The sequence below is a fragment of the Ruthenibacterium intestinale genome (genome assembly GCF_040096265.1).
Taxonomy (GTDB): Bacteria; Bacillota; Clostridia; order Oscillospirales; family Ruminococcaceae; genus Ruthenibacterium; species Ruthenibacterium komagatae.
On sequence record NZ_JBBMFA010000092.1, the window covers coordinates 40,100 to 64,307 of the forward strand.

The 24,208-nt window shown below is 50.0% G+C and carries 20 protein-coding genes, 4 tRNA genes and 1 pseudogene; 10 read left to right on the top strand and 15 right to left on the bottom strand.

Annotation, left to right across the window (positions count from 1 at the left end; translation table 11 throughout):
* Window positions 1-61: 61 nt before the first annotated feature.
* The 12 genes and pseudogenes from WMO24_RS09010 to WMO24_RS09065 form a co-directional block, all read right to left on the bottom strand.
* Complete coding sequence (locus tag WMO24_RS09010; protein ID WP_349216093.1) at window positions 62-1,348, bottom strand: ABC transporter substrate-binding protein; 1,287 nt, start codon at window positions 1,346-1,348, stop codon at window positions 62-64.
* Window positions 1,349-1,996: 648 nt separating this feature from the next.
* Window positions 1,997-2,072, bottom strand: a tRNA-Gln gene (locus tag WMO24_RS09015).
* A gap of 45 nt (window positions 2,073-2,117) precedes the next feature.
* Window positions 2,118-2,194 (bottom strand) — tRNA-His (locus tag WMO24_RS09020).
* Between the two features lie 6 nt (window positions 2,195-2,200).
* A tRNA-Arg gene (locus tag WMO24_RS09025) sits at window positions 2,201-2,277 on the bottom strand.
* A 131-nt stretch (window positions 2,278-2,408) separates the two neighbouring features.
* Window positions 2,409-3,496, bottom strand: a pseudogene (locus tag WMO24_RS09030) (putative NPN-dependent ornithine cyclodeaminase).
* Between the two features lie 69 nt (window positions 3,497-3,565).
* Window positions 3,566-4,777, bottom strand: coding sequence for an ABC transporter substrate-binding protein (locus WMO24_RS09035; RefSeq protein WP_349216094.1), 1,212 nt, complete (start codon window positions 4,775-4,777; stop codon window positions 3,566-3,568).
* Window positions 4,774-5,646, bottom strand: coding sequence for an ABC transporter permease (locus WMO24_RS09040; protein WP_349216096.1), 873 nt, complete (start codon window positions 5,644-5,646; stop codon window positions 4,774-4,776). Before WMO24_RS09040 ends, WMO24_RS09035 begins: the two co-directional genes overlap by 4 nt.
* Entirely contained in the window at window positions 5,643-6,452 is an 810-nt protein-coding gene (locus WMO24_RS09045) for an ABC transporter permease (protein WP_349216098.1), read from the bottom strand. Before WMO24_RS09045 ends, WMO24_RS09040 begins: the two co-directional genes overlap by 4 nt.
* 1 nt (window position 6,453) lies before the next feature.
* Entirely contained in the window at window positions 6,454-7,503 is a 1,050-nt protein-coding gene (potA, locus tag WMO24_RS09050) for a spermidine/putrescine ABC transporter ATP-binding protein (RefSeq protein WP_349216099.1), read from the bottom strand.
* A gap of 414 nt (window positions 7,504-7,917) precedes the next feature.
* Window positions 7,918-8,295 (bottom strand): NifB/NifX family molybdenum-iron cluster-binding protein, encoded by a 378-nt coding sequence (locus WMO24_RS09055; RefSeq protein ID WP_349216101.1) that lies wholly within the window; start codon window positions 8,293-8,295, stop codon window positions 7,918-7,920.
* Window positions 8,292-8,648, bottom strand: a complete 357-nt coding sequence (locus WMO24_RS09060) for a DUF134 domain-containing protein (RefSeq protein ID WP_349216102.1) — start codon at window positions 8,646-8,648, stop codon at window positions 8,292-8,294. The genes WMO24_RS09055 and WMO24_RS09060 overlap by 4 nt, the downstream gene beginning before the upstream one ends.
* A 95-nt stretch (window positions 8,649-8,743) precedes the next feature.
* Window positions 8,744-10,069 (bottom strand): pyrimidine-nucleoside phosphorylase, encoded by a 1,326-nt coding sequence (locus WMO24_RS09065; RefSeq protein ID WP_349216104.1) that lies wholly within the window; start codon window positions 10,067-10,069, stop codon window positions 8,744-8,746.
* A gap of 95 nt (window positions 10,070-10,164) precedes the next feature.
* Here WMO24_RS09065 and WMO24_RS09070 point away from each other — a divergent pair.
* The 10 genes from WMO24_RS09070 to WMO24_RS09115 all read left to right on the top strand — a co-directional run bounded on the left by WMO24_RS09070 (window position 10,165) and on the right by WMO24_RS09115 (window position 22,545).
* Window positions 10,165-10,249 (top strand) — tRNA-Leu (locus WMO24_RS09070).
* A gap of 129 nt (window positions 10,250-10,378) precedes the next feature.
* Window positions 10,379-11,155 carry a helix-turn-helix domain-containing protein gene (locus WMO24_RS09075; protein ID WP_349216106.1) on the top strand — a complete coding sequence of 259 codons (777 nt, stop codon included), beginning with the start codon at window positions 10,379-10,381 and terminating at the stop codon, window positions 11,153-11,155.
* Window positions 11,156-11,680: 525 nt separating this feature from the next.
* Window positions 11,681-12,814 (top strand): galactose ABC transporter substrate-binding protein, encoded by a 1,134-nt coding sequence (locus WMO24_RS09080; RefSeq protein WP_349216108.1) that lies wholly within the window; start codon window positions 11,681-11,683, stop codon window positions 12,812-12,814.
* A 156-nt stretch (window positions 12,815-12,970) separates the two neighbouring features.
* The gene (locus tag WMO24_RS09085) at window positions 12,971-14,470 is read left to right on the top strand and encodes a sugar ABC transporter ATP-binding protein (RefSeq protein ID WP_349216109.1); all 1,500 of its coding nucleotides are present in this window, start codon (window positions 12,971-12,973) and stop codon (window positions 14,468-14,470) included.
* A gap of 17 nt (window positions 14,471-14,487) precedes the next feature.
* On the top strand, window positions 14,488-15,552 hold the full coding sequence (locus tag WMO24_RS09090; protein ID WP_349216111.1) for a galactose/methyl galactoside ABC transporter permease MglC: 1,065 nt from the start codon (window positions 14,488-14,490) through the stop codon (window positions 15,550-15,552).
* 139 nt (window positions 15,553-15,691) lie between these two features.
* Window positions 15,692-17,290 (top strand): response regulator transcription factor, encoded by a 1,599-nt coding sequence (locus WMO24_RS09095; RefSeq protein ID WP_349216112.1) that lies wholly within the window; start codon window positions 15,692-15,694, stop codon window positions 17,288-17,290.
* Window positions 17,291-17,304: 14 nt separating this feature from the next.
* Window positions 17,305-19,116, top strand: a complete 1,812-nt coding sequence (locus tag WMO24_RS09100) for a sensor histidine kinase (RefSeq protein WP_349216113.1) — start codon at window positions 17,305-17,307, stop codon at window positions 19,114-19,116.
* A complete protein-coding gene (locus tag WMO24_RS09105; RefSeq protein WP_349216114.1) occupies window positions 19,113-20,042 on the top strand; it encodes a sugar ABC transporter substrate-binding protein in 930 nt (309 codons plus the stop codon). Before WMO24_RS09100 ends, WMO24_RS09105 begins: the two co-directional genes overlap by 4 nt.
* Window positions 19,999-21,039, top strand: a complete 1,041-nt coding sequence (locus WMO24_RS09110; RefSeq protein WP_349216116.1) for a galactose ABC transporter substrate-binding protein — start codon at window positions 19,999-20,001, stop codon at window positions 21,037-21,039. The genes WMO24_RS09105 and WMO24_RS09110 overlap by 44 nt, the downstream gene beginning before the upstream one ends.
* 126 nt (window positions 21,040-21,165) lie before the next feature.
* Complete coding sequence (locus WMO24_RS09115; protein ID WP_349216118.1) at window positions 21,166-22,545, top strand: MATE family efflux transporter; 1,380 nt, start codon at window positions 21,166-21,168, stop codon at window positions 22,543-22,545.
* Window positions 22,546-22,611: 66 nt separating this feature from the next.
* Here WMO24_RS09115 and WMO24_RS09120 read toward each other — a convergent pair whose 3' ends face one another.
* From WMO24_RS09120 to efp, 3 genes are all read right to left on the bottom strand, one after another.
* A complete protein-coding gene (locus WMO24_RS09120; protein WP_349216120.1) occupies window positions 22,612-23,085 on the bottom strand; it encodes a YbaK/EbsC family protein in 474 nt (157 codons plus the stop codon).
* 58 nt (window positions 23,086-23,143) lie between these two features.
* Window positions 23,144-23,569, bottom strand: a complete 426-nt coding sequence (locus tag WMO24_RS09125) for a CD1247 N-terminal domain-containing protein (protein WP_349216121.1) — start codon at window positions 23,567-23,569, stop codon at window positions 23,144-23,146.
* A 67-nt stretch (window positions 23,570-23,636) separates the two neighbouring features.
* Complete coding sequence (gene efp, locus WMO24_RS09130; protein ID WP_349216123.1) at window positions 23,637-24,194, bottom strand: elongation factor P; 558 nt, start codon at window positions 24,192-24,194, stop codon at window positions 23,637-23,639.
* Window positions 24,195-24,208: the final 14 nt, after the last annotated feature.

The following is a 24,208-nucleotide window of genomic DNA, read 5'->3' on the forward strand; positions in this document are numbered from 1 at the left end:
AGCCCACCCGTGCCGGCAGAGCCGGTTTATTGCTTTTTAGTGGAACAGATTCGCTGTTAAATTAGCCCCACAATCCCGTCTGCAGAGTCTGCATAGCCTCTTCAGCCGTAATCTGGCCGAGCAGGGCCTGCTGAACCGTAGAGGGCCAAATGTTGGCAATCCACTCAGAGGTCGTATCCAGAATGGGGACAATACCCGCAAAATCCTGGCCTTCGATGGAAGCTTTCATAAAGCGGTTATCCTGGAACTCGTCCATAGCCTGAACACGCTGGGACACAGGCACGTTGCCCGTAACAGTGCACCAGGTCTCCTGGCCTTTGCCAGTTGCCAGATAAGCCAGCCACTCGAAAGCAGCTTCTTTGTTCTCGCAGGACTCAAACATAACGTTCTCGGTGTCGCCCATAGAGGTCCAACGGCCTTCGCCTGCCGGGAACTGGAACGCAGCAACGTCATCGCCGAAGGTGTCTACCATGCCTTTGTAAGAACCGGTGTGGTGGATAACCATCGCACATTTGCCGCTCTTGAAGTTGGTCTCGATCGTCTCCTGGAAGCCATCGTTGGGAGCGGTGGAAGGAACGCAGCCATCGGTGTACAGATCGATGAAGTCCTGCATACCTTTCACGGAAGCTTCGCTGGTCATATCCTCGAAGCTGCCGCCAGCAGCGTAGATGAAGCTGCCCCAGGGCTCCTGTCCGCCGGAAGCGCCGCGCATGGAGAATCCATACTGATCAACCACGCCGTCACCGTCGGTGTCCTTCGTCAGAGTGCGGCAAGCCTCAAGGAACTCATCATAAGTGGTGGGAACCTCAATGCCAGCCTCTTCAAACATGGACGGACGATAATAAACGTACAGGATCTGAGTGTTCCAAGGCATGACATACACGCTGTCAGTGCCGGAAGCCTCTTTCATAACATTCCACAGGTTCTCTGCGATGTCATCTTTATCTTCCCAGTTTGCAATATACTCGTCCAGGTTGACCAGCATATTGTTAGCCACGAAGCTCGGAGTTGCGGTCAGTTTGAAAGACGCAACGTCGGGGCCGCCGCCGCCGATCACGGCATTCAGCAGGTTGGTGCTGTATCCGCCGCCATCCCAAGGCTGCTGCTCAGCAACCACAGTGATGCCCTTTCCGTTGGTTGCGTTAAAATCAGCAACCATCTCATCCATGGTCTTCGCATACTCGTCGTTGTCTGCCCAGTACCAATAGGTCAGGGTAACATCGCCGGTGCTCTCAGCTTCTGTGCCGCTGCCGGACGTTGCTGTGCTGCTTGCGCTGGAAGAGCCGCAAGACGCCAGCAAGCCAAGGCACATAACCAAAGAAAGTGCAATGCTTACTACCTTTTTCATAATTTGCCTCCCAAATTATTTTTTTCGGTTCTGCGAACCGATTTACACACAAAAATGCCGATCGGAAGTCATCATACAAATTAATCTTTTGCCTTGTAAAGTCAAACTCCTTTTCAAATCATTTTTCTGTGTTTTCGTTGACTAAATGGTACCATCCTTAATCGTTTGTGTCAAGAAAATATATCCGATTCTCTCCATTTTTGTAGATATGTAACATTCGCTGCCTTTTAAACTAGTAAATCTGCAAATAGTTTTGTTGCTATTTGTATGATTAATTGCTCTATTTAGAGAATAATAACTCGATTTTGACGCAAAGCGTAAAAATTCATCATACAACTTTGCATTTCAAAATCGTTGAATTATTCTGTTTATATATACAGTTTACAAGGCACTTTTTACTTTTGTCTTCAACGCTGTCCTATGTAAAAATATTTTCATTTCTCGCTCCGGAAGCAGGCTGACTTCTCTTTCTATTCCGGGCTGTTCCACCCTTCACACTTTATTCTTTTGCTTTACGCTCTATCCTCTTTCAGCCCATACTCCTTTTCATTTTCACCCACAGTTGCATTGTTCCAATATTTCATGCAAACGTCAAAAGGCCCGGGCATAACCCGGGCCTTTTGACGGAGAAAATCCTGTTCTCATTTTTGGTTGGGCCAGCTGGATTCGAACCAGCGCAGTGACGGAGTCAAAGTCCGTTGCCTTACCGCTTGGCGATGGCCCAATATAGGAAGACGGCAAACCCTTACGAATTTGCCGTCCCTTTTAATGGGGTGGGAGATGGGACTCGAACCCACGACATTCAGATCCACAATCTGACGCTCTAACCAACTGAACTACACCCACCATATTTGGTGCGCCCAAAGGGACTCGAACCCCTGGCCCACTGCTTAGAAGGCAGTTGCTCTATCCACCTGAGCTATGGGCGCAAACATGAGCCTCTCAGCACGCTGCCTTAATATAATACATTCTCACGAGACAAATGTCAATACTTTTTTCCGGATTCATCAAAAAATATCGGCAGATGCTCATATCGGCATGAGCATCCGCCCTTAAAGGATTAAAGTCCCAGATTGCGGCTGAGCTTTTCAATAAAATCCTGCGCATTGGTCACAATTCCCTTTGCCGCAAGACTTCCTCGATCGCATAATTTGTTGACCGTAAACTCCGAGATGTCTACGCAGTAAAAATAGAGCGGGCGAACTGTCCCATCTTCTGTTACACGGTAAGAGGGCGTCATATTCCCCACTGCAATAGTGTGAAGCATCGTGGCCATACAGATTACTGTTGTCGCTTTCCGCACATGGTTGCGCATCGCGTTCTGAGCCTCATAGACATTCCCGTAGACAGGCGCCAAAGGACCGTCATCGCGAATAGAACCGGCCAGAACATACGGCACATGATATTTTTCACAGTGATAGATGATCCCATCTTGAATATTTTCCTGATTCAGAAAAGCCGGAATGGAACCGCACGAATTGACCCGATTAATTGTATCCAGATGATTGTAATGGCCATTGGGGACGTTCTGCCGCGTATAGATATCCTGCCCGAGAGCAGTATGCAAATAGGCGCCTTCCAAATCGTGTGTCGCCAAGGCATTGCCGGCTAAAATCGCATTTACATATCCGCCCGCAATCATTTTACTGAACGCCTGACGAGCTCCCGCATCAAATGTAAAAGCAGGCCCCATTACCCACACAACATAACCATTTTCTCTCTCATACTTCAAAAGTTCAGCCAATTCATCGTAATCCTGCGAAAAGGCCGTCTCACGGCTTCTCTGTTGACGAAAGGCAAAAACGTCCGCTTTTTCTTGTTTCTGCGAAAAACCGTCCGCCCACAAAAAGATTCCTTCGCTTCCGTCCTCGGAACGTCCAAGGACCACCTGTTCTCCTTTTTTAGATTGCGGAACTTCTTTACCTGAATCGAACTTCCGTCATAAACAGCCACACAATCCATTCGGCTTTCTTTCGCTAGAATCCATTTTCCATCCAGTTTGAAGTATTCCGGAAAAATGCTCATCGCATGATAATTGTCCGGCGCAACCCCCTCTTGGACCACCGGAGCCAAGACCGCATCCGGTTGATTTGCAAGGCCCAGTGCCTCAAAATCCGGCGCCTGATAAGAACGTAGTGAAAATGCCATAAAAACTCCTTTGAACGCAATGGAAAATCAAGCAGCGCCGACTGACATCGACGCTGCTGGTTCTCTGAATCAATAATCTTTGTGACGTTTCCGAATGGAGGCACGGACAAATCCGCCCACCGCCAGGATCAGCATGACCACCACCAGAACGGGCATCAGCCAAGCGCTCTCGCTTGTGTCATAGCTTCTCACGTCGCTCCAGGCCGTGTCCATCGCGCTGTTGATCTCGTCCGACAGCACTACCATTGCCTCGCTCTTCTGCAGGAGTTCGTCCGAAGGATACATCAAATCGCTTTCGCTCAATTCTGCCGGCAAAAGGTCCTTCACTTCAGAATGCGGAGAAGCATAGCAAATGTACTCAGTGTTGGCCAGAGCCACCTGTGTTTCACACATAAAGTTGATGAACATCTCGGCCGCTTCCTTGTTCTTGGAACCCTTGGGAATGCACATGCCGTCAATGTATTGGTTGGTTCCCTCTTCCGGGATAAACATCGCCAAGTCCGGATTGTCCTGCGCCATGGTGATTCCATCGCCCGCATAGTAGGGAGCCAGAGCCGCCTCGCCGCCGATCATTTTATCGAACACTTCGTCCATGACATACGCCTGGACAACCGGTTTCTGCTCTTTCAGCAGATCCGCCGCCTCTTCCACTTCCTCTGTGGTGGTCGGATTGAGGGAATAGCCCAAAATCTTCAGCGCAATCGCAAAGGCGTCACGGCTGTTGTTGAACATCAGGATCTGTCCGGCATAATCCTCATCCCAGAGGATTTTCCAGCCCTGCTGCAAATCCGCTTCATCCACCATGGTCGTGTTGTAAATCACGCCTACAACGCCCCATGTGTAAGCGACGCTGTATTTGTTCTCCGGATCATAAGGAGCGGATTTGCAGCTGTCAATGATGTATTTGAAGTTGGGGATGTTGTCCATGTTCAGTTCTTCCAGCAGTCCCTCGTTGGCCATGCGCCCGATCATATAGTCGCTGGGAATGATCACGTCGTAATCGCCGCCGCCGCTGCGAATTTTCGCATACATGGTCTCATTGGTATCGTACGTGGTGTAGTTCACTTTGATGCCGGTCAGATCCTCAAACTCCTGGATCACGTCCATCGAGCCATCCTCGCCGTCGGAAATGTACTCGCCCCAGTTGTACACATTCAAAGTGATGTCCTGGCCGCGGAACCGGTCGTAATCATAGCCGGGATCCACCTCCAAAGCAAAAGACTGCATGCAGAACACGCAGAAAAACACCGTAACAACAAACAAAGAAACTAATTTTTTCATGCCATACCCGCCTTTCTCTCTTCTTCGCGCATGATGCGCTCCAGCCGCCGTTCCTTGGCACTGTCCGCTGTATTGGAAAGCAATATGATGCCCAAAATGACCACAAACATAATGGCGGAAAGCGCGTTGATCTCCGGACTGACGCGCTTTTTCGTCATGGAATAGATCGTGATCGGCAGCGTTTGAACGGTGCCGCTGGTGAAATAGGAAATAATAAAATCATCAATGGAATATGTCAGGCAAATCAGGAACGAAGAAAAAATCGCCGGCATCAGTTCCGGCAGGATCACTTTGAAAAACGCCTGACGGGGATTGCACCCCAGGTCCAAAGCCGCCTCATAAATTCGAATGTCCATCTGCCGCAGCTTGGGACTGACATTGAAGACCACATACGGCACACAAAAAGTGATGTGGGCCAAAAGCAGTGTCACCATCCCAAATCCCTGTACCGCGACCTCTTTGTCCAGAATCGTGGAAAGGATCTTGGACATTCCGTCGTTTCCCACCACAAACAGCAGCATCAGCGACACGCCGGTAATAATCTCCGGATTGATGACCGGGATATAACTGACCGTCATGATGGCGCTGCGCGTGCGCTTTTTCATGGAGCTGATGCCGATGGATGCCATCGTTCCCAAAAGCGTCGCCAGAATGGATGCGGCAAACGCAATGATCAAGGAGACCAAAAGGCTTTTCAAAACCATTTCATCGTGGAACAGATTCACATACCATTTAAAGGTAAAGCCCGTGAACACCGCACGGCTTTTGGACTCGTTGAAACTGAACGCGATCAAAATGGCGATGGGAAGGTACAAAAAGCCCAAAAGCGCGCAGAGATAAACACGTCCCAAAACTTTCCACTTTCTCATACCATCGCCTCCATTTCCTCTGTATCGGCAGTGGTAAGGCTCATGCAAAGCAGGACAATCACCATCAGCACCAAGCTCATGGCACTTCCCAAATTGTAGTTGTAACTGTTCCCCAGGAACTGCAGCTCAATCAAATCGCCGATCAGCAAGTTGGAGCCGCCGCCCAGCATCCGGCTGATGATGAACGTCGAGATACTGGGAACGAAGACCATCGTGATCCCGGTGGTGATGCCATCCATCGAAAGAGGAATCAGAACGCGGGTCAGAACGTGGAACATATTCGCGCCCAGATCCTGTGCCGCTTCAATTACGCTGCTGTCGATCTTCACCATGATCGTGTACAGCGGCAAGATCATATAGGGCAGATAGTTGTAGACCATTCCCAGGACGACCGCCCCGGAAGTGTTGATCATCTGAAACGGTCCCAGCCCGAACAGGCCCAGGAACTGATTGATCAAGCCGCCCATCTCCAAAAGGCTCATCCACGCATAGGTGCGCAGCAAAAAGTTCATCCACATGGGAAGCATAATCAGCATAACCATCATTCTCTGCCGGGAGGCCTTCAGTCTGGACAGCATAAAGCTAATCGGGAACGCCAGCAACAGGCAAATGATCGTGGCGATGACCGCGAGGACGATGCTGTGCACAAACACCGCCGTATAAGGGCCCAGTGCCATGATGTTGTCAAAGGTAAATTGCCCTTCCTTATTAGTAAAAGCAAAATAGATAACAATCGCCAGTGGAAAAATAGTAAATGCTACCATCCACACCAGATACGGCGCAGCAAGTGATTTCTTTTTCAGCATCTCACTCTTCCTCCGCGCGGTGCATGATATGGATCTCATCCGGTCCAATGCACATACCGATCAGCTCTCCTACTTGAGAAGCCTGTGTAGAGTGAATGATCCAATCATATCCAGCCTGACGAACATGCATTTCAAAGTGCACACCTTTAAAAATGACGTTCTCGACAATTCCCGTCAGCTGCCCCTGAATAGCCGGCACAACACGAATATCCTCCGGCCGCACAACCACCTGAACAAATTCCTTGGCGCCGAAGCCCTTATCCACGCAGGTGAATTCATTGCCCGCAAATTCCACACAGAAATCGCGCAGCATCACACCATCCAGAATGTTGGATTCGCCAATGAAATTCGCAACAAAGGCATTTTTCGGCTCGTTGTAAATGTCCTGCGGCGAACCGATCTGCTGGATATTTCCACCGCGCATTACCACGACGGTATCCGACATCGTCAGAGCCTCTTCCTGATCATGCGTTACATAAATAAAGGTAATATCCATGCTCTGCTGGATCCGCTTCAATTCGATCTGCATTTCTTTACGCAGTTTCAAATCCAACGCACCCAAAGGCTCGTCCAAAAGAAGCACGCGCGGATGGTTGACCAGAGAACGGGCAATTGCCACGCGCTGCTGCTGGCCACCGGAAAGCGTGACCGTGCTGCGGCGTTCAAACCCTTTCAGGCCCACCATTTCCAGCATTTCCATAACACGCTGACGGACTTCCTTTTCATCCACCTTTTTCAAGCGAAGTCCAAAAGCCACATTGTCATACACATTCAGATGCGGAAACAACGCATACTTCTGAAATACCGTGTTGACCTGACGCTTATACGGCGGCAACGATGTGATGTCTTTTCCGTTAAAAAAGACATTGCCCGATTTCGGTTCGATAAATCCACCTATGACGCGAAGTGTTGTCGTTTTACCGCAGCCGGACGGCCCCAAAAACGTTACAAACTCCTTGTCGTGGATATCGAGATTGAGCCCGTCCAGAACGGTCTCGCCATCGAAATCAACTACAATGTCTTTCAACGATACAACTACACTATTATCCATATGGATTGCATCCCCCTTTGCGGAATTTTCCCGGGAAATGGCCCGGGCCAGTGTCAATTATGCCGCCCCGCAAAAGGTTTGTTACACTGCTCTTATCCCCGACTGAGTGGAAAAATCGGTTTGGCAGCTACAGCGACACATACGATCACCAAGTTCGGCACAGTCAAGCTGCGCCGTGTGTTCAGATGCATCTTAAAACACACAAATGTACTATATAGATTTGTGCACATTTTGTCAATAGTTTTTTCGTAAAAAATTCACAAATTATCTGTATATCTCTGCGTATTCTGAGCTTTCGGAAATAATTCATCTGATTTGCTCTTATTTCCTCTCATTTTCTCATTTTTTCTTCGATTTTCTCTAAATCCACCTTAAAAAAAAGATGCGGATGAAATTTCATCCGCATCTTTTTTCTCAGTGGTTTCCACATCCATGATTTCCGCAGGAATGGTTTCCTTCATGATGCGCACAGACCGTGTTGGGATCATAGCGCAGTGCCCCATTCAAAAGTGCCTGCACTGCATCATCGGCAGATCCGACTGCTCCCGGATACAATTCAATTCCAGCCTGCGCCAGAGCGGTGCGCGCTCCGCCGCCAATTCCTCCGCAAATCAGCGTATCCACGCCGCGCTCTTTCAAAAATCCCGCCAAAGCACCGTGGCCGCTGTCTCCAGTAGGAACTACTTCGCTGGAAACAACCGTCCCCTGTTCGACAGTATAAATCTTAAACTGCTGTGTATGTCCAAAATGGCCATAAATATTTCCGTCTTCATACGTTACTGCAATTTTCATTTCAAGTCCTCCTCTTGACTCTGCTGCACGCAGCAGCTTCCGCAAACATTTCCTGCACATGTCTGTGGACATCTTCGGCGACAGCATTCCCGCTGATTGGGACAAACGCGGTAATTTCCGCCGACAATTTTCAAAAAACGACCATTGACCAGTGCATCTGCAATTTTCCGCCGGGCAGACGTGTAAATTGCCTGTACCGTCGTACGTGCCACTTCCATCTGTGCCGCGCATTCTTCCTGGTTCATCTCCAGGCTGTCAATCAGCCGAATCACTTCGTATTCATCCACCGAAAGGACCACAGGCTCCTGCTCTTTCTGTAAATGCAGCGGCCCGAACTCATCCAGTTTCGGCACAGCACAGATTCTCCGACATTTCGTTGGCCTTGGCATTTTCCGCCTCCTATATCCGGCATATGTCAATTATTATTATAGCCAATTTCCGACATATGTCAATAAAAAGCCGTACCTTTTTGAGAAACATAACCAATCAGCAACGGCGGCCGATCGACAGGCTGCGCTGAAAAGCACAGCGCCTGCCGATAAGTATTTTCCGCTGCATCAAACAGTGTTTCATCGGAAGCATACATTCGTGCGATGGGCTCTCCGCGTCGCACAAAATCTCCCGTCTTCTTCAATGATAACAATCCTGCCGTAGGATCGATCGAATCTTCTTTCTTTTGCCTTCCTGCGCCTAGCAGCATGGCCGATATCCCGATTCCTTCTGTATCCATTGCACTGATATAGCCGTCATGCTGCGCAAGCAACGCTCTCTCAAAAGGCGCTTGAGGGAATCTCTCTTCCTGCTGAAGCACCGAAACGTCTCCGCCCTGCGCCGTCACCATTTCATAAAATTTTTGAAGCGCACGGCCATTTGCAATTGCGTTTTGCGCTTGTGCCGCACACTCCGGCAGTGTGCGTTTTTCATCGGAAAGGTGGAGCAAGTGCGCCGCCAGAAGGACACATTCCTGTTGCAAATCTTCGGGACCGCCGCCTTTGAGGACCTGAAGCGCTTCCAACACTTCCACCCCATTGCCGACCGCATGTCCCAAAGGCGTGTCCATACGTGTCAGCAACGCCGCAGTTTTTTTGCCGTGCGCCCACCCGATCGACACCATCATTTCTGCCAAAGCTTGTGCCTCTTGGACCGTCTTCATAAAAGCTCCGCTTCCAACCTTCACGTCCAGCAAAATACAGTCGGAGCCCGACGCCAGCTTCTTGGACATAATACTGGACGCGATCAGAGGAATGCTGGATACGGTCGCCGTAACATCCCTCAGCGCATACATTTTTTTGTCAGCCGGCGCCAAATTTCTGGTCTGACCGATGACCGCCGCGCCAATGGTATTGACCTGGTGTGCAAACTCCTGCTCGCTCAAAGCAATTCGATAACCAGGAATCGATTCTAACTTGTCCAGCGTTCCGCCCGTATGACCCAAACCTCTTCCACTCATTTTTGCCATCTTCAGGCCGCAGGCCGCAGCGATGGGAATAACCGCTAAAGTCGTTTTATCTCCTACTCCACCAGTGGAATGTTTATCTGCCTTAATTCCCTGAATCATGGAGAGATCTTCCGTTTCACCGCTTTGCACCATGGCAGAGGTAAGAATCGATGTTTCCTCCGGAGTCATTCCTTTAAGGTAAATGGCCATGAGCAGAGCACTGGCCTGATAGTCCGGGATTCGATCTGCCGTATATTCCTGTACAAAAAAACGAATCTCCTCTTCCGACAAAACTTTTCCGTCCCGCTTATGGGAAATCACATCGTACATTCTCATAGTTCTGCCCTCCTTATTCTTATTATAATCTCCCGCCGTCCAATGGGCAATTGACAAACGCGGGCACGCTCTGTAAAATGAAACATATAATTTATGCGGGTATGGCGGAACTGGCAGACGCACCAGACTTAGGATCTGGCGGAGTGATCCATGCAGGTTCGATTCCTGTTACCCGCACCAGATAAAAGAATCCGAGCTTATTTTCTCATACGGAAATAGGTTCGGATTCTTTTTTGCCAACTCAACCTAAGGTTTGGTGCACTTTTCTGCAGATATGATATAATTCGGGTTAAGGTGAGGTGGAACCAGATGGACAATGCAAAAACCGGAACTTTCATCAAAGAACTTCGAAAAGAAAAGCATTTGACACAAAAAGAGCTTGCGGATCTGCTCCACGTCACCGACCGGGCTGTCTCAAAGTGGGAGCGTGGCCTGTGTGCTCCGGATATATCCTTATTGGAGCCCCTTGCCGCCGCTTTGGATGTTACAATTGTAGAGCTTCTCTCTGGAGAGCATGGGAACAGCAAGGAACACACCGCCAATCCCGAATCTGTTGCCAAAAAAGTTATTGACTATTCCGAAGGAGAAATTGCTCAAAAGACAAAAGCATTCACACGAAAAGTGATTGCGTACATTCTTTCCGCCTTCCTGCTGTTTTTTCTTTTGATTCCTACACTGAACGGGCTGATTGTGGGAGAGGGTTTTGCATGGCGCTGCATCCCCGCATACCTGTGTGCTCGAAAAGCAGCTCAGGCAATCGAGACACTAGATGAACAGGCAATTCAAAAATTCATAGGAAATTCCGACGATATGTTTTCAGCTTTGTTGGAGCTGGAAGCACAAGGCGTACACATTTGGAATGCAAAAGCCAAGTTTTTTCAAACCCGACTCGATGATATGTTCTTGAATCTGGAAGTCGAACTGATCGTCCTGCACGAAGACATCAAATATCAGTTCAACTGCAGCGGAACCTATCGAAACGGAAAAGTAGAACTTATGAATATCGTCAATCCCAGCGTGGGACAGGATTACCCTGCATGGATTTTGCAGTTAAATGACGCTTTATCTACATATTACCCCGGATAATCCATTTACAACTCCGCAATAATAAAAAAACACGCCTCCATCAGCAGCAAATGCCGATTGGGGCGTGTTTTTTTATCCCCGAGGAAGGCTCTCTGCCTCCGAACAATGCTGTGCAGGCCTGCCGCTTAAGGTCACTCACAAGACTGCAAACAGCTATAATCAAAATCAACACGGCTGCTAACAGCATTATCAGGGACATATTGCATATTTTCCAGTAAGATATGCTTCATATTTCATCTTCACCGATCACGTAAAGCGTCTCACCTTAACAACGCTCAACCACAATACAATCGATCGATGTCAACCCTTCAACCTTTACAGCTTTTCCACCTTTCTTCCCGCCCATCTCTGTTTTCGCCAACAAAAAGTATCTTTGCTTGTGCAATCTGACCTTTAAGCCAAGGAATTTCCTATAGGACAGAAGATTTTTCTATCGATTCTGAAGAAAAATCCCCTTAAAATAAAGGCAGAAAGAGGGACGCAGACAGCGTTCCACACATGCAAAACTTGTAGGAGGATATTTCAATGAAAAAGAAACTTGCACTTCTGCTTTCAGCCATCCTTGCTGTGGGCATGCTCGCATCCTGCGGCGGCTCCTCTGCCGGAAGCACTGCTTCTACGGGCAGCACCACCGGTTCCAGCGTTGCTCAGAGCGCTTCCGAACTTCAGGTCGACGTGTTCTACTATGACTTCTCTGACGTGTACATCTCCACAGTTCGCACTGCGATGGATGAGCAGCTGAAAGCCATGGGCATCGAACCCAAAAACTGGGACGCTGCCGGTTCTCAGCCCACACAGACCGACCAAGTTAAAACCGCTATCACTGCTGGTTCCGATCTGCTGATCGTCAACATCGTGGAAACCTCCACTTCTGACCCTGCGAAGGATATTGTGGATGCCGCCAAAGCAGCTGACATCCCCGTCATCTTCTTCAACCGCGAAGTTGCAGACAACGACGTCATCAACAGCTATGAAAAATGCGCATTCGTCGGCACCAATGCTCCGGACGCTGGCCACATGCAGGGCGAAATGATCGGCGAATATCTGCTGGCCAATTACGACACCGTTGACCTGAACGGCGACGGCAGCATCTCTTATGTTCTGTTCAAAGGTCAGGAAGGCAATGCAGAGGCTGAGGCCCGCACCCAGTACGCTGTAGAAGACGCCAACGCTATCCTGACCGAAGCTGGCAAACCGGAACTGGCTTACTACGACTCCAAAGCTACCACCAAATACCTGGTTGACGCTGCTGGCAAATGGTCTGCACAGGCCGCCAACGACTACATGGTTACCCTGCTGGGCAGCTACAACAAAGACAACAACAACATGGTTGAGCTGATCATCTGCAACAACGACGGCATGGCTGAAGGCGCGATCGCCGCTCTGCAGAACGTCGGCTACAACAATGGCGAAGGCACCACCATCATCCCCGTCTTCGGCGTGGACGCCACTGATTCCGCAAAAGCGCTGATTCAGGCTGGCAACATGACCGGTTCCATCAAGCAGGATGCTGTCGGTATGGCTTCTACCATCAACACGCTGGTCAAAAACGTGCAGGATGGCGCTGAATTGATGGCCAACACCGATCAGTTCACTGTGGACGACGACGTGGCGAAGATCCGTGTTCCCTATCAGATGTACGACGGCACTGAAGGCTGATTTCCCTGTCATCTGAATCGCCCCAACAACACCAGAAAAAGCCAAGCGGGGCCGCCAACAGGCAGCCCCGCTTAGCCCTGACATGAAGAAAGTTTTCGTTCGGGTGCATTTTGCGCCCGGTAAAAGCATTCTTCCGCACAAGAGAGGAGGAAACTTATGGAGCAGCCAGCATTGCTGGAGATGCGCGGCATCTGCAAGAATTTTCCGGGCGTAAAAGCATTGGATCATGTGGACCTGACAGTTCGTCCCGGCACGGTCCATGCTCTGATGGGCGAAAACGGCGCCGGAAAATCGACTCTGATGAAATGTCTGTTTGGCATTTACCATCGGGACGAAGGAACCATTCGCCTGGACGGCAAAGAGGTCAACTTTAAAAGTTCGAAAGAAGCGCTGGAAAGCGGTGTTGCCATGGTACATCAGGAACTGAACCAGGCATTGACCCGCAGCGTACAGGACAACCTTTGGCTGGGCCGTTACCCCAAAATCGCCGGCGTTATGGTCGATGAATCCAAAATGGCACGGCGTACCAAAGAAATTTTTGAAACATTGGGCGTTACCGTAAACCCCAAAGCAATCATGTCCACTCTGCCTGTTTCTCAGCGCCAAATGGTGGAAATCGCAAAAGCGGTTTCCTACGATTCCAAAATCATTGTATTCGATGAGCCCACTTCTTCCCTCACCGAAACGGAAGTAGAACATTTGTTCCGCATCATCAATATGCTCCGTGACAAGGGCTGCGGAATCATTTACATATCTCATAAGATGGAAGAGATTTTGCGCATCAGCGATGATGTTACCATCATGCGCGACGGTCAATGGGTAGCAACCCGCCCGGCAAAGACTCTGACCATGGACGAGATTATTAAGCTGATGGTCGGCCGCGAACTGACCAATCGATTCCCGCCCAAGACCAACGTTCCCGGAGATGTGATTCTGGACGTTCAGCACATTGCGGGCAAGTACACCCGTTTGAAAGACGCCACCTTCCAGCTTCGCAAAGGCGAAATCCTCGGCATTGCAGGACTGGACGGCTCCGGCCGCACAGAAGTTCTGGAAAATCTGTTCGGCGCCATGACGCGTGAGGGCGGCACAATTACACTGCACGGGAAAGAGATTCAAAACCGTTCACCGCGGGAATCCATTAAGAACGGCTTTGCCCTGCTGACCGAGGAACGCCGCGCAACCGGTATTTTCGGTATTCGGGACATCAAGGAAAACACCGTGATCTCCAGTTTGAAAGACTACCTTGTAGGCGGCGTTTTCCTGAGCGAGAAAAAAATGCGCAAGGACACAGAGTGGTCCATCCAGGCAATGCACATCAAAACTCCCAGCCAGCACACGCAGATCCGCTCCCTGTCCGGCGGCAACCAGCAGAAAGTCATTATCGGCCGCTGGCTGCTGACCAAGCCGGAGATCCTGCTGCTGGACGAACCGACCCGCGGCATTGACGTGGGTGCAAAATACGAAATCTATCAGTTGATTATTGATTTGGCCAAAGAGGACAAAGGCGTAATCATGGTATCTTCCGAAATGCCTGAATTGCTGGGCGTCTGCGACCGGATTCTGGTAATGTCCGGCGGACAGGTGGCCGGCGAAGTAGACGCAAAGAATACCAGCCAGGAAGAAATTCTGACCCTGGCGGCCAAGTATGTGTAAAGAGGAGGCAATCATTCATGAGTAACGAATCCAAAGCGCTTGCCGCCAAAGCTCAGAAATTGAGCGGAAAACAAATCGGCAATGCTCTGCTCAACAACGCGCTGATTATCATCATGCTGCTGGTCGCTGTCTATGTTGCCATTACTCAGCCCAGCTTTTTGTCCGCCAGTTCTCTGATCAACCTTCTTTCCCTGACAGCTGCGTACCTTCCTGTTGCGCTCGGCATTGCCGGCTGTATCGTTTTGACCGGCACCGATCTGAGCGCAGGTCGTGCAGTCGGTATCACCGCCTGCATAGCTGCTTCTCTGCTGCAGAAATCCGACATTGCCAACAAGATGTGGACCGGAATCGGCGCCCTGCCCATTCCTCTTGTCATTCTCATCGTCGTGGCAATCGGTGCACTGATCGGTGCGTTCAACGGCTTCTTTGTGGCCAAGTTCAAACTGCATCCCTTCATCGTCACGCTGGCAACGCAGTTGATTCTGTACACCATTCTTCTGTTCTATGTTCAGGCGGGCAACAACAACGGCATGGCTATTTCCAGCCTGACGGACGAATATCGTAACTTCGTCGTTGGCAATCCTCCCCTTCTGAATTTCGCCGGCGGCAGCATTCAGATTCCCAACTACGTCATTTATGCAGTTCTGCTGACTGCTTTGATGTGGTTCATCTGGAACAAAACCACTTTTGGTAAAAACATGTTTGCACTGGGTGCCAACGAAGAGGCCGCCCGCGTTTCCGGTGTCAATGTCTTTATGACCACCATCGCTGTCTTCGCATTGGCAGGCGCCATGTATGGTTGGGCCGGTTTCGTGGAATCTGCCCGTATCGCTTCCAACACGGCCAACACCGGTGTGAACTATGAATTGGACGCTATCGCCGCTTGCGTTATCGGTGGTGTCTCCTTCGTAGGCGGTATCGGTAAAATCAGCGGCATCGTCATCGGCGTTATCATGCTTCGTCTGATCTTTGTGGCACTCCCGTTGGTTGGCATGGATCAGAACCTGCAGTACGCCATTAAGGGCGGCATTATTCTTTTTGCCTGTGCATTGGACATGCGCAAATATTTGGTCAAAAAATAAGAAGCACTGTCGCACATTTCCTGTTCCGACTGAACGGCCGTTCGCCTTGGCGGACGGCCGTTTTTCAATAAAAGGGCGCCGGTCCCTGTACATCCGACCGGCTGATACGATATAATCATTTTGAAGGGGGACTGCGGACATGGAGGCTTATCGTGTTCTTCTGGTAGACGACGAGGAAGAGCTGCGTGCCGGAATCCGGCGAAAAATTGACTGGGACTCACTGGGCTTCAGTTTGTGCGGCGAGGCCGGGAATGGTCAGGACGCTCTGGAATTGGCCGAGCATCTGAATCCGGACGTCGTTCTCACCGATATCAAAATGCCCTTCATGGACGGATTGGAGCTATGCCGTCGCTTAAAGGAACAGCTGCCCGCCGTCCGCCTGATTGTTTTTTCAGGTTTTGATGACTTTGAATATGCCCGACAGGCCATTGGCATGAACGTGTTCGAATATCTTCTGAAACCCATCAATGCACTGGAGCTTTCACAGGTTTTAGCTCGGCTTCATGCTGACATGGATACTCAGCGTGCCGAACAGCAGGATGTACAGGCCCTTCGGCAACGCTACGAAGACAGTCTTCCCCTTTTGCGTGGTCTGTTCTATGCACGTGTTCTGGACGGGCAGCTCAAGCCTTCCCAAATCAGCGAACGCGCAGCGCGCTACGAAATTTCACTGAATGGCGACAGCTGGGTGACAGCCCGCATCCATGTCAGTGCCTTGGGCGATGATCCGGATGAATTGATTCTTCTGTCTGTACAGGGATTTTTTCAGGAGAACTTTTCCCTATCCTGTTGCGACAGCCGATGGCTCTTGTACGACGACGATCTGGCTTTGCTCGCCTCTTTCCCGGGCACTGTTCAAATTTACTTGCTGATCCATGAACTGGAGCGCGTGCGTGCTATGGCGGAAAAGGTTTTACGTTTAAAGCTCACGGTTGGAATTGGCGCTCCGGTCAATGATTTTTCGCAGCTGATGCGTTCCGCCCAAGGCGCTTCTTCCGCCCTCGACTACCGCATGCTGCTGGGAACAGGGCGTACTTTGTACATCGGTGATTTGGAACCGCGTCAGACCGGCCAGCTGACTTTTGGAGAATCGGATGAACGTGAGTTGATCAATGCGGTAAAACTCGGCACGCCGGATACCGTCCGCCAGTTCCTGGGCGACATTATTCAGCGCGCACGGGAGACGACGCTAAGTCAGTATCAGTGTTTTTTCCTGGAGTTGCTCACCTGTCTGATCAAGCTTGCCCGAGCGGCTGACATTCCCATCGATTCTGTTTTTGGTCCCGGTTTTTCCGGCGCAGTACAGCTGACGGATTTTTCCTCGCCGGAGGAATTGGGACATTGGGTGGAAGAGCGTTGTCTCCGCCTGCAAACTGTATTCGGCCAACGGCGCACCGATACCACTCTTCGCGCAGTTGACAAGGCGCGTACATTTATCGCGCAGCATTATACGGACACAGAACTTTCTGTGGAAATGCTGTGCGACCATCTGCACCTTTCCCCTGCCTATTTCTCAACCCTCTTCAAAAGAGAAACCGGAATGAGCTTCACTGCCTATGTCACCAATGTGCGTATGGATGCAGCAGCAGAACTTCTGCGTAATACAGATGAAAAAACATATCTGATTGCTCAGCAGATTGGTTATTTGGACCCCAACTATTTCAGCTATGTTTTCAAGCGTCAGTACGGAACCAGCCCGTCCAAATACCGTGCTGAACATCGCCAATCAACACAATGAAAGGAGGATTGCCTGTGTTTGTGCGTTCTTTGATCGGAAGGCTATCGGCTTCCTATCGAAAAATGAGCATACGCCGCGTGATCTCCCTTTCTTTTACTGCTGTTTCCGTGGTAGGAATTTTGTTCATCGGCCTTTCGCTGGTGCTTCGTTATTCCGCCGCCACACAGCAAGTCGAGGCCAGCGCCAGTCAAAAAGTTCTGGAACAGGTCAAGCAAAGCATGGATAGTCATCTGCGCCGCATGATGCGCGTTTCCGACACCGTTTATTACCGTATCATCAAAAACGCGGATATTAACCAAGGAATCTCTCCTGAAAGCTTGGAACTTCTGTACGAAGAGAATCGGGATGACCTTGTTTCTATTGCGATTTTCGACCCTGAGGACGATTTGGTGACGGCCACCCCTCTTTCTTCGCTCAAAGCGCAGGCACATGCCAGTCAGCAGGCCTGTTTTTCTGCCGCTCTTGGGCAAATTGAAAATATTCATTTTTCAACCCCGCACGTACAAAATCTGTTTGAATCGGCAGATGACCGCTATCGGTGGGTAATCTCTATCAGCCGCCAGGTGGAGCTGACGCGAGGCGGCACCACGGAAAGCGGTGTTCTGCTGGTAGACATGAATTTTTCCGGCGTGGAACAAATTTGCCGCAACGCCGAATTGACCGGCGGCGGATATCTCTATATCGTAGACCGCAACGGTGAAATCATTTATCATCCGCGTCAACAGTTGATTTATGCGGATCTGATTCAGGAAAACAATCAGGAAGCTGCTCTTTTGCCCGACGGCACCCATTGGGAAACCTTTCAAGGAGAACAACGCCAGATTACTGTCAAGACGGTGGGTTACACCGGATGGAAACTGGTTGGCGTTGTTCCGGCTAACGGATTGCGCGGAAGCACCGGTCAGCTGATTCTATTTGTCATTTCTGTGCTTCTGTTTTCCATTTTCCTTTTAATTTTTATCAATTCACGCCTGTCGGCCCACATCACTGAACCCATTCTGGAATTGGACCGTGCGGTCAACGACATTCAAAAGCTCGGGCAGCTGCCTGAAGTCACGGACAGCGGCTGCTATGAGGTGCAGCGACTGGAACACTCCATTCGTTCAATGGTCTCTACAATGCGCCACCTGATGGATGACATCATTCGGCAGGAGCAAGATAAGCGCCGTTCTGAGCTGGAAGTTCTCCAGTCTCAAATCAACCCCCACTTTTTGTATAATACGCTGGACTCTGTGATCTGGCTGACCGAAAGTGGGCGGTATGACGATGCCATCCAGATGGTCACTTCTCTTGGACGCCTCTTTCGTATTTCACTCAGCCGCGGCAAGAGCATCATTCCTCTGTCGGACGAACTGGAGCATGCCAACCATTACATGACCATTCAGAAAATCCGATACAAAAACAAATTTTCATTTACAATTCACGCAGAACCGGATACTGCTGGATTGTACTCCTTAAAATTGATCGTGCAACCCATTCTTGAAAATGCCATTTATCACGGTATGGCGGCAGCGGATGATGACGGTGAAATCACGGTCCACGCATGGCGCGACGGTGATGATCTTATCATCGATGTTTCTGACAACGGATTGGGGATGCCACAGGAAGTGGTGGAGAGTCTTCTGGATGAACGCAAACCTCTTGAGCGCAGTAAAGGTTCCGGAATCGGCGTACGAAATGTTCACCGCCGTATCGGTCTGACCTTTGGGGTTCAATACGGATTGACGTTCCACAGTGAACCGGATGAGGGAACCACCGTGCGTATCCGTCTGCCTGCGTTGACACAACCGCCGGATGATATTGATGCAAGGGAGGCGAAGCTTTGAAACAGAGGGAGTACCGTTGGTGGCAAATGCTCGTTCTGGTCGTTCTGGCCGCCGCTACCGTTCTTAGTCTTGTTATCCCGGAGCGATTTCTTGTAGGCCCCGATCCAAAGCGCGTTGAGGTATCCATTTTGATTCGCCAGACAGACAACACCTTCTGCGCCACAGCTCGCCAGGGAATGGAGCAGGCTGCCGAAGATCTTGGAGCAGAGCTTCGTTTTCTCACACTTCCTGAGGACAACGACAGTGACGCTCAAATCGAACTTCTGCGCCGGGAGATCGACGTTGGAGTGGATGCCGCAGTCGTGGCTCCGGTCGACTGCGAGAAACTGGCTCTTTTCCTGGGGGACACTCCGCCGATTCCTGTTGTTTCCATCGAGTCTCCGGTCGACGGTACGTCAGCTAGTGTGTACCCCAACAACGAACAGGCCGGGCAGCTTTTGGCAGAGCAGCTGATCAGCGATTTCCCGGATGGTGGACAAGTTTTGTTGGTAAACAGCTGTCCGGGAGCCGTCGGTCTCTCCACGCGCCTGGAATGCGCGCAGAAGCTGCTGCAGGACGCGGGATTCTCTATCGCGGTATGCAATGGCTTCTCCACTCAAAAGTTGCTGGAAAAAGCCGATTTCGTTGTATGTTTTGAGGCGCAGGCTTTGGACATAGCTGTTCAACAATCTTTCGAGTGTGCAGCTCCACCCAAAATTTACGGAGCAGGTGTGACTGATTCCGTCGTTGCTCAAGTAGAGCGAGGTCAAATCTCAGTGCTCGCAGCCTGGAGCGAATATGCGGTCGGCTATTTATCAGTGACACAAGCCGTAGCTGCTGCCAGGAATCAATCAGTGGAAGATTATCTGCTTCCCGTGTCCATCGTTCAGGAGGGAAATACTTATGACCCGGACCATCAAAAGCTTCTTTATCCGATTGCTGGCTAGTGCCTTGGTGCTTTTTCTCTGTCTGATGACCACCGGCTGTATTTTCCCTATTCAAAAAGAGACGGAAACGCTCCGCATCGGCGTGGCAGTTTATCTGCAGGAAGATACCTTTATCGGTACGTTGGTACAAGATCTGGAACGGCTGGCACAGGAACGTGAGACCGAAGAGGATTTGAAAATCAACATCAATGTTGTAGACGGCCGCGGCTCACAAACAACTCAAAATGATCAGATTGATCGGCTGATTGCCCTCGATTACGATGTATTGTGTGTAAATATCGTGGATCGCACTTCCGCCGCTGTACTGATTGACAAGGCGCAGGAAGCTGGCATTCCTATCATTTTCTTCAACCGTGAACCGGTAGAGGAAGATTTGCTTCGCTGGGAACACGTTTACTACGTGGGAGCTATGGCGGAAGACTCCGGAGTTCTGCAGGGCGAGATTATTCTGGATTATTGGAGCAAACAGAAAGAACGCGTGGACCGCAACGGCGATAACATTCTTCAATATGTGATGCTTGAAGGAGAACCCGGTCACCAGGACGCACTTCTCCGCACAGAATATTCTGTTCAGACATTGAGCAGCGCCGGTGTAAACGTAGAAAAAATCGCCAGTGAAACAGCCAACTGGGATCGTACACAGGCCGCAGCCCGTATGACACAATGGCTTCAGGAGTATGGGACCAGCATTGAAGCCGTCATTTCCAACAATGATGACATGGCTTTGGGTGCGATTGACAGCCTGAAAAACGCAGAAATTCCAAAAGAGGAAATGCCATTAATCGTCGGGGTAGACGCCACTGCTCCTGCGCTGGATGCCATCAAAAACGGCACATTGCAAGGAACGGTCCTCAATGACGCAGACGGAATTGCGCAGGCACTTCTTTCTCTTTCAATGGCTCTCGCCAGTGGCGAAGACCCTTCGCAAGTCGTGGAGTTGGAAAATGCCCATTATGTATGGCTTCCTTACCAGCCCATTACCGGAACCTTTTCTTAAAAAAGATGTGACCTGCCCAGCAGGTCACATCTTTTTTGTGAAAAAATACTTCCAAGCATTGTTCTGTCTTATATTTCTATCAAAACTCTGTTACAATAACGTTATAAAAAATCAGGAGATGAATCCATGCCTCAACTTGATCAAAAAACCGTCCTTTTTGAACAAACCGCAATTCCCCGCGCGGTAGCACAGTTGGCGATTCCCACAATTCTCAGTTCCCTTGTGATGGTCATTTACAATCTGGCTGATACATATTTTGTGGGAATGCTGAACGATCCGGTGCAAAATGCCGCTGTCACGCTGGCAGCACCTGTTTTGCTCGCTTTCAATGCAATCAACAACCTTTTCGGCGTGGGCAGTTCCAGCATGATGAGCCGTGCGCTCGGGCGGAAAGACTATGAAACGGTTTCACGCAGTTCTGCATTTGGTTTTTACTGCGCATTGCTATGCGGAATTCTCTTCTCTGCCCTTTGCATTGTGTTTCGCACACCGCTTCTCGTTCTGTTGGGTGCAGATGAAGTAACCATGGAAGCAACTGCCGGCTATATGCTCTGGACCGTACAATGCGGCGCTACACCTGCGATTTTGAATGTTGTTATGGCATATCTCGTCCGGGCAGAAGGAAGCGCCCTGCACGCCAGTATCGGCACCATGAGCGGCTGTCTGCTGAACATCGTACTTGACCCTATTTTTATTCTTCCCTGGGGGCTGAATCTGGGAGCGGCCGGCGCAGGCCTTGCCACCCTGATTTCCAACTGTGTAGCCTGTGTTTATTTCCTGATTCTCCTCTTTGTCAAGCGCAAGCGCACCTTCGTGTGTCTGAACCCGAAAAAGTTCACGTTTGAAAAAGAAATTGTTACAGGTGTCTGCGGTGTGGGAATTCCGGCAGCGATCCAGAACCTTTTGAATGTTACCGGAATGACCATCCTGAACAATTTCACATCTGCGTATGGCGCCAATTCTGTAGCCGCTATGGGCATCACTCAAAAAATCAACATGGTCCCCATGTATATCTCCATGGGCCTTTCTCAAGGCATTATGCCTTTGGTCAGTTACAACTACGCCAGCGGCAATATCCGCCGGATGAAACGAACTGTTTTGTTTGCTGTCCGTTCTGCCTTGTTGCTCATTCTTATTGTATCCGCATGTTATTTTGTGATGCCCGGAACCTTCATTTCCCTGTTCATGCAAAATGAAGAGATCATCTCTTACGGCTCTCAATTTTTGCGTGGCTTCTGCTTGTGCCTTCCTTTTCTGTGTGTGGATTTTCTCGCAGTCGCCGTATTCCAGGCCGTTGGAATGGGAAAAGCAGCTCTTGCATTCGCCATTTTGCGTAAAATTGTACTGGAGATCCCTGCGCTGTGCATTCTCAACTGGCTCTTCCCGCTTTATGGACTGGCCTACGCTCAGCTGACTGCGGAAGCCGTTCTCTCCGTAGCAGCCATTATCGTTCTTGCACGGCTCTTCCGAAATTTGGAAAGTTCCCACTCTTCCTCTAATGCTTAAATATCCAAAAGCGGCGCACTGTCCCACAGACAGTACGCCGCTTTTACATAATTCCGATTGCATCAATCAGATCTGCCATCCCTTACATACATCGACCCAGCCCTCTGCTTCCGATGCCCGTTCCAATTCATCCGGCGTCAGACGCACTGCACTGGCAGCATTTCCAGCAGCCGGAAATACGGTTTCAAAACGGCGCAGCGACTGATCCAAATAAACATGTACGCCCTCTTTGATTGCAAAAGGACATACACCGCCTACTGCATGCCCTACACGCACTGGCACCTCATCGTGTGCAAGCATTTTGGCCTTCGTACCAAAGCGTACCTTGTACTTCGCATTATCAATCTTCGCGTCACCTGCCGCCACGATTAAAATGCATTCATCTCCTACTGCAAACGACAAAGTCTTGGCAATACGCGCAGGTTCGCAATGATTTGCAGCGGTCGCCAGTTCCACGGTCGCACTGGACTGCGAAAACTCAATGATTCGATCTGCCAAGCCTCGCTCGCGAAGATAATTCCGAACGGTTTCAATGGACATTTTCTCACTCCCTAAAAAAGGGCGCGCCCTATGGCACGCCCTTTTTCATCTTTCAAAATTATTCTTCCGATTCCTCGGCGGCGTCTTCCTCTTCACTGAAATCCACTTCGAATTTCGTGCCGCAGTTCGGGCAGGCCAAATTCTCATCCGCCAGCATATCCTCATCTACGCAGACCACTTCGCCACAGTTGGGGCAAGTAATCTCATACAGGCCCGCCTCATATTCTTCGTCGTAATCGTCCTCGTCTTCATCGTCATCTTCATCGCCATAAACGCAGGACTCCACGTCTTCCAAATCCTCGCTCAAAGCGTCCACTTCATCGTACAGCTGATCAACGTCTTCATCGATCTGCACCACAGAATCCGCCATCTGATCCAGCAGCTCTACAACTGCGTTCAGAACTTTTCCCTCTTTTGTGGTGACGTCGAATTCCATGCCTTCCATCAGGCCTTTGATAAACGCAACTTTCTCTTTCAGTTCCATTGTTCTATTGCCTCCTTTAACACAACAGGCAAGGCCGTAGCCGGTCTTGCCTGTGTAAAATCTTTTCTTACGCGCGCTCCATATACTCGCCCGTACGAGTGTCGATACGAATCATGTCACCCTCATTGATGAACAGCGGCACACGGATTTCCGCGCCCGTCTCCAGCGTAGCGGGTTTGAGAGTATTTGTGGCGGTGTTGCCCTTCACGCCCGGCTCGGTCTTTGTGACCTCCAGGACCACAAAGTTCGGCGCCTCTACACCAAATACCTTGCCTTTGTAGGAAAGGACTTTGCAAACTTCGTTTTCCTTAACAAACTTGAAAGCCTCACCCAGCTCAGATTCATTCAGGGGGATCTGCTCATACGTCTCATTGTCCATGAAATAGTACAGACCGCCGTCCTCGTAAGAATAGGTCATCTCACGACGCTCAATAAACGCAGTGGGGAATTTGGCCGTGGGGTTATACGTTTTTTCAACCACAGAACCAGTAATGACGTTGCGGATTTTTGTGCGGACAAAGGCCGCGCCCTTTCCGGGTTTTACATGCTGAAATTCTACGATCTGATAAACGTTGCCGTCTTCTTCAAACGTGATGCCGTTGCGAAATTCGCCAGCAGAAACCATAAATTACATCCTCC